This is a genomic window from Roseovarius sp., assembly GCF_018066915.1.
Classification (GTDB): domain Bacteria; phylum Pseudomonadota; class Alphaproteobacteria; order Rhodobacterales; family Rhodobacteraceae; genus Roseovarius.
In genome coordinates this window covers 1-4,308 of record NZ_JAGPVV010000110.1, presented here as the reverse complement: position 1 = coordinate 4,308, position 4,308 = coordinate 1, and the positions used below count along the sequence as shown (strand labels likewise).

Sequence of the window (4,308 nt, the reverse complement as noted above, 5' to 3'; positions counted from 1 at the left end):
CGACGTGCCCGATTACATCGAGGCGGATCATTCCAAGATGAAGGCCACCTTTGTCCGTCAGCCCGGCCTGTCGGATGTGCCCTATCCGGTGATGATGGAACCGAACCTCGTGATCGAATTCTACGCGCAGAACTAAGCGTTCTGACATGCAGCGAAGAGGCCGCGACGGGAAACCGCCGCGGCCTTTTCCTTTTGGTGCTGGTCAAGCCGGGGCACCAAAGCTAGAACCTCTTGCGACAGACGGGGAATGACATGACCAAGATCACGCCGCAACCGGGCATCATGGAAATCGCGCTCTACAAGAGTGGCGAGGCCGTGATCGCGGGCAAATCCGAGATACTGAAACTCTCGGCCAACGAGAGCCCTTATGGCCCGTCGGACAAGGCCAAGGCGGCCTTTGCCCGCTCTGCCGCGACGCTGCATCGCTATCCCGGCACCGACCATGCCGAGTTGCGCAGCGCGATTGCCGAAGCGCATGGGCTCGACCCCGAGCGTGTGATCTGTGGCGTGGGATCGGATGAGGTGTTGCAATTCGTGGCGCAGGCCTATGCCGGGGCGGGCGATGAGGTGATCCACACCGCGCACGGCTTTGCCATGTATCCCATTCTGGCGCATGCGGTGGGGGCGACGCCGGTCTGTGTGGCCGAGCGCGAGCGTGTGGTCGATGTGGACGCCATTTTGGCGGCCTGCACCGCGCGGACGCGGATTGTCTTTATCGCCAATCCCGGCAATCCCACGGGCACCATCCTGCCCGAGGCGGAATTGGCGCGGTTGGCCGATGGTCTGCCCGAGGGGGCCATTCTGGTGTTGGACGGGGCCTATACCGAGTTTGCCAAAGGCTATGACGGCGGTGTGGCGCTGGTCGAGGCGCGCGACAATGTCATCATGACGCGCACCTTTTCCAAGGCTTACGGTTTGGGCGGGCTGCGGATCGGCTGGGGCTATGCGCAGACCACGATGATCGAGGTGCTGAACCGTATTCGCCAGCCCTTTAACCTGTCGCCCACGCAACTGGCCACCGCCGAGGCGGCGGTGCGGGATCGCGAGTGGCTGACTCGGGTGGTGACGGACACGATGCGCAATCGCGCATGGCTGACCGAGGCGCTGCGCGAGAGCGGCGTGGCGGTGGACGAGAGCCACGCCAATTTCGTGCTGGCGCGGTTTGACACGGAGGACGAGGCGGCGGCCTGTGATGCGGCGCTGCGCGCCGATGGGATCATCGTACGCCGGGTGGGGGGCTATGGCTTTCCCAACGGGTTGAGGATCACGGTGGGCGAGGAATCCGCCTGCCGCCGGGTGGCGCATGTGATCGGACAGTTCAAGGGAGTTCGATGATGGCGCAGATCTATGACCGGGTGGCGCTGATCGGGCTGGGGCTTATCGCGTCGTCGATGTTTTGGGCGATGAAGCGCGCGGGCGTGGCCGGAGAGGTCACGGGCTATGCGCGCTCGCCCCAAACACGGGATGTGGCGCGCGAGATCGGTCTGTGTGATCGCGTCTGCGACAGCGCGGCAGAGGCCTGCGCGGGCGCTGATCTGGTGGTGCTCTGCGTGCCGGTGGGGGCGATGGGGGCGGTTGCCGCCGAAATTGCGGGCGCGCTCAAGCCCGGTGCGACGGTGAGCGATGTCGGATCGGTCAAGAAGGCGGTGATCGAGGCGGTCGCCCCCCATATTCCGGCGGGCGTGCATTTCGTGCCTGCGCATCCGCTGGCGGGGACCGAACATTCGGGGCCGCGCTCGGGCTTTGCGGAACTCTTTGACAACCGCTGGTGCCTGATCGTGCCGCAGGCGGGCAGCGACCTGGCGGCGGTGGAGCGGCTGGAGCGGTTCTGGCAGGCGCTTGGCTCGAACACCGATGAGATGGACGCCGAGCATCACGATCTGGTGCTGGCAGTGACAAGCCATGCACCGCACCTCATCGCCTATACGATGGTCGGCGTGGCCGACGATCTGCGCCGTGTCACCGACAGCGAGGTGATCAAGTATTCCGCCGCCGGGTTCCGGGATTTCACTCGGATTGCCGCGAGTGATCCGACCATGTGGCGCGATGTGTTTCTCAACAACAAGGAGGCGACATTGGAAATTCTGGGCCGCTTTACCGAGGAGTTGTTTGCGCTGCAGCGCGCCATTCGCATCGGCGATGGCGATCACCTGCACGCCTATTTCACCCGCACCCGTGCCATTCGGCGCGGCATCATCGAGGCCGGGCAAGACACCGCCGCGCCGGATTTTGGCCGGGTCAAGAAGGCATGAGGCGGGCGGTTCTGGGCATCGCGGCGGGGCTGAGCCTGATCGCGTCGGGCTGTGGGCGCAGCGACAATGACGAGGTCAGCCGGGGCGGCGGGCTCTGCGGTGATCCGGGGCTGATCGGGTCTGTCTCGGGGTTTCAGCATCACGAGGTGAATGGCTGTGGCGTTGACCGCGCGGTGCGGCTTGAATCCGTACATGGCGTGCGGCTGAGCCAAGCGGCGACGCTGGATTGCCCAACTGCGCGGGCGCTTGGGAAGTGGGTGGACCGGAGCGCCAAGCCGGCGGTCGGGCGTATGGGCGGCGGGCTGACGGGGTTGCAGGTGCCGGCGCATTACGTCTGCCGCACGCGCAACAGCCAGCCCGGCGCACGGATTTCCGAGCATGGGCGCGGCAAGGCCATCGACATTTCGGCGCTGCTGCTCAAGGATGGCTCGGAAATCTCGGTGCTCAAGGATTGGGACCGGGGCCATGAGGGGCGCATCCTCAAGCGGGTGCATGGCGAGGCCTGCGGGACATTCGGCACGGTGCTGGGGCCAAATTCAGACCGGCATCATCGGGACCATCTGCATTTCGACACCGCCAAGCATGGCAACGGGCCCTATTGCCGGTAACGGTCAGGCTTGGATCACGCGCGGGTGGCGGCGGCGCGAGAGGAGCGCATCCTTGATCCGACCTTTGAGACCGCGCGCGGGCAGGATTTCGCGATCCTGCTCGAACACCGCGCCATTGAGCGTGGGATCGTGCCAGAGCGCGAGCGCCGCCCCCCACCGCGCGGCCTGAGCCGGGTCAAGCCCATGGGCCACGCCCATGCGGGTGGCGAGCATGCCAGGCATCCAGTCGGTGATCACAATGCCCGGAAAGCGGTCGGCAAGGTCGGCCATCAGCGCGCGGGTGAGGATGCGCCCGGCCCCTTTGGACACCGCATAGGCGGAAGAGGCGGGCAAGGGCGCCAGATCGGCAAAGGTCGAGACATTGAGGATGCGGCCAAAGCCGGTCTCGACCATGCTGTCGAGAGCAAGCCGGGTGCAGGCGACCGTGCCACCGAGATTGATTGCCATGGTTTCGGCGAAGCTCTCGGGTGTTTCCGCGAGAAAGTCGCGGCGCGGGTAGATGGCGGCGTTGTTGATCAGCAGCGTCACCGGCGCGGTTTGGGTGATCTGGGCAAAGGCCGTGCGCAGCGCCTCGGGGTCCGCGACATCGGCGGTGACGGGCGTGATCCGGCCGCTTGGGTCCAGCGCGGCGGTCGCGGCAATCCCCTCGGGGGCGCGGCCAAGGGCCACGACGCGCTGATCGCGCGCCGCGAGTTCTAGAGCCAGCGCGCGCCCTAGCCCACCCCCTGCCCCGGTGACAATGGCTATACCGTCCGAGAGCCTCATGTCATGGCCTTTCTGCGGCGAGCAATGGCCTCGGCCACGCGCAGCGCGTTGGCGGCGATGGTGAGGCTTGGGTTGACGCCCATGGACGAGGGCATGAAGGAGGCATCCACCACATAGAGATTGTCCAGCCCATGCGCCCGACACTCGGGGTCAAGCACGCTGGTCGCGGGATCGGTGCCGAACCGCAGCGTGCCGCAGGGATGGCCAAAGTTCAACTCTGGCGTATGGGTGAGGAAAAGCCGCCGATGCCCGCGCAGCCCCGCGCGGATGGCGCGGCGAAAGGCACGGCGACGGTTCAGGAGTTCGGGGTGGAGCGTGTAGGTGATGTCGATGGCGTCCGGCGCGGTGCGGTCGTAGGTGACGCGGTTCTCAGAGTATCCCAGATCCTCCATCAGCCCGACAAAGACCTGCGCCCGCCCCAATATCCGCGCCGCAAGGGCCGCAGGCAGGCGGGTGAGGTGGCGCAAGGGGCGCAGATGGCGCAGCGCGGAGCGGTCGAACATGCCGTTCAAGGTATGCACAATCTCGCCATAGCCCGCCGCGATGCCCATCGACTGCACCGTACCAAAGCGCTGCCCGTCGCTGTGGTAGAAATCACGCAGCGAGATGGCCTTGCTCGGGCCGCTGTCGGGCGTGCCGCGCGGCGGCCAGAGGGCGAAAATCTCATTGAGGTGGAACATGAG

The 4,308-nt window shown here is 66.1% G+C and carries 5 protein-coding genes and 1 pseudogene; 4 read left to right on the top strand and 2 right to left on the bottom strand.

From position 1 onward, the window contains the following. The 4 genes and pseudogenes from KBT70_RS06015 to KBT70_RS06000 form a co-directional block, all read left to right on the top strand. Positions 1-136: pseudogene (locus KBT70_RS06015) on the top strand (30S ribosomal protein S4); the annotation flags it as partial. Positions 137-252: 116 nt separating this feature from the next. Then, positions 253-1,335, top strand: coding sequence for a histidinol-phosphate transaminase (gene hisC / locus KBT70_RS06010; protein WP_296629746.1), 1,083 nt, complete (start codon positions 253-255; stop codon positions 1,333-1,335). Beyond that, complete coding sequence (locus KBT70_RS06005) at positions 1,335-2,252, top strand: prephenate/arogenate dehydrogenase family protein (RefSeq protein ID WP_296629747.1); 918 nt, start codon at positions 1,335-1,337, stop codon at positions 2,250-2,252. The genes hisC and KBT70_RS06005 overlap by 1 nt, the downstream gene beginning before the upstream one ends. Beyond that, positions 2,249-2,860: an extensin family protein gene (locus KBT70_RS06000; RefSeq protein ID WP_296629744.1), complete on the top strand. Its 612-nt coding sequence runs from the start codon at positions 2,249-2,251 to the stop codon at positions 2,858-2,860. Before KBT70_RS06005 ends, KBT70_RS06000 begins: the two co-directional genes overlap by 4 nt. A 3-nt stretch (positions 2,861-2,863) precedes the next feature. Here the strand turns inward: KBT70_RS06000 and KBT70_RS05995 are convergent, their stop codons facing one another. Both KBT70_RS05995 and KBT70_RS05990 read right to left on the bottom strand, forming a co-directional pair. After that, entirely contained in the window at positions 2,864-3,625 is a 762-nt protein-coding gene (locus KBT70_RS05995) for an SDR family oxidoreductase (RefSeq protein WP_296629742.1), read from the bottom strand. Further along, on the bottom strand, positions 3,622-4,308 hold a 687-nt coding region (locus KBT70_RS05990; protein WP_296629740.1), incomplete at its 5' end, for a GMC oxidoreductase. The genes KBT70_RS05995 and KBT70_RS05990, both read right to left, overlap by 4 nt.

Coding starts and splice junctions, on each gene's coding strand:
- hisC (WP_296629746.1), top strand. CDS start 253: ATGACCAAGATCACGCCGCAACCGGGCATCATGGAAATCGCGCTCTAC.
- KBT70_RS06005 (WP_296629747.1), top strand. CDS start 1,335: ATGGCGCAGATCTATGACCGGGTGGCGCTGATCGGGCTGGGGCTTATC.
- KBT70_RS06000 (WP_296629744.1), top strand. CDS start 2,249: ATGAGGCGGGCGGTTCTGGGCATCGCGGCGGGGCTGAGCCTGATCGCG.
- KBT70_RS05995 (WP_296629742.1), bottom strand. CDS start 3,625: ATGAGGCTCTCGGACGGTATAGCCATTGTCACCGGGGCAGGGGGTGGG.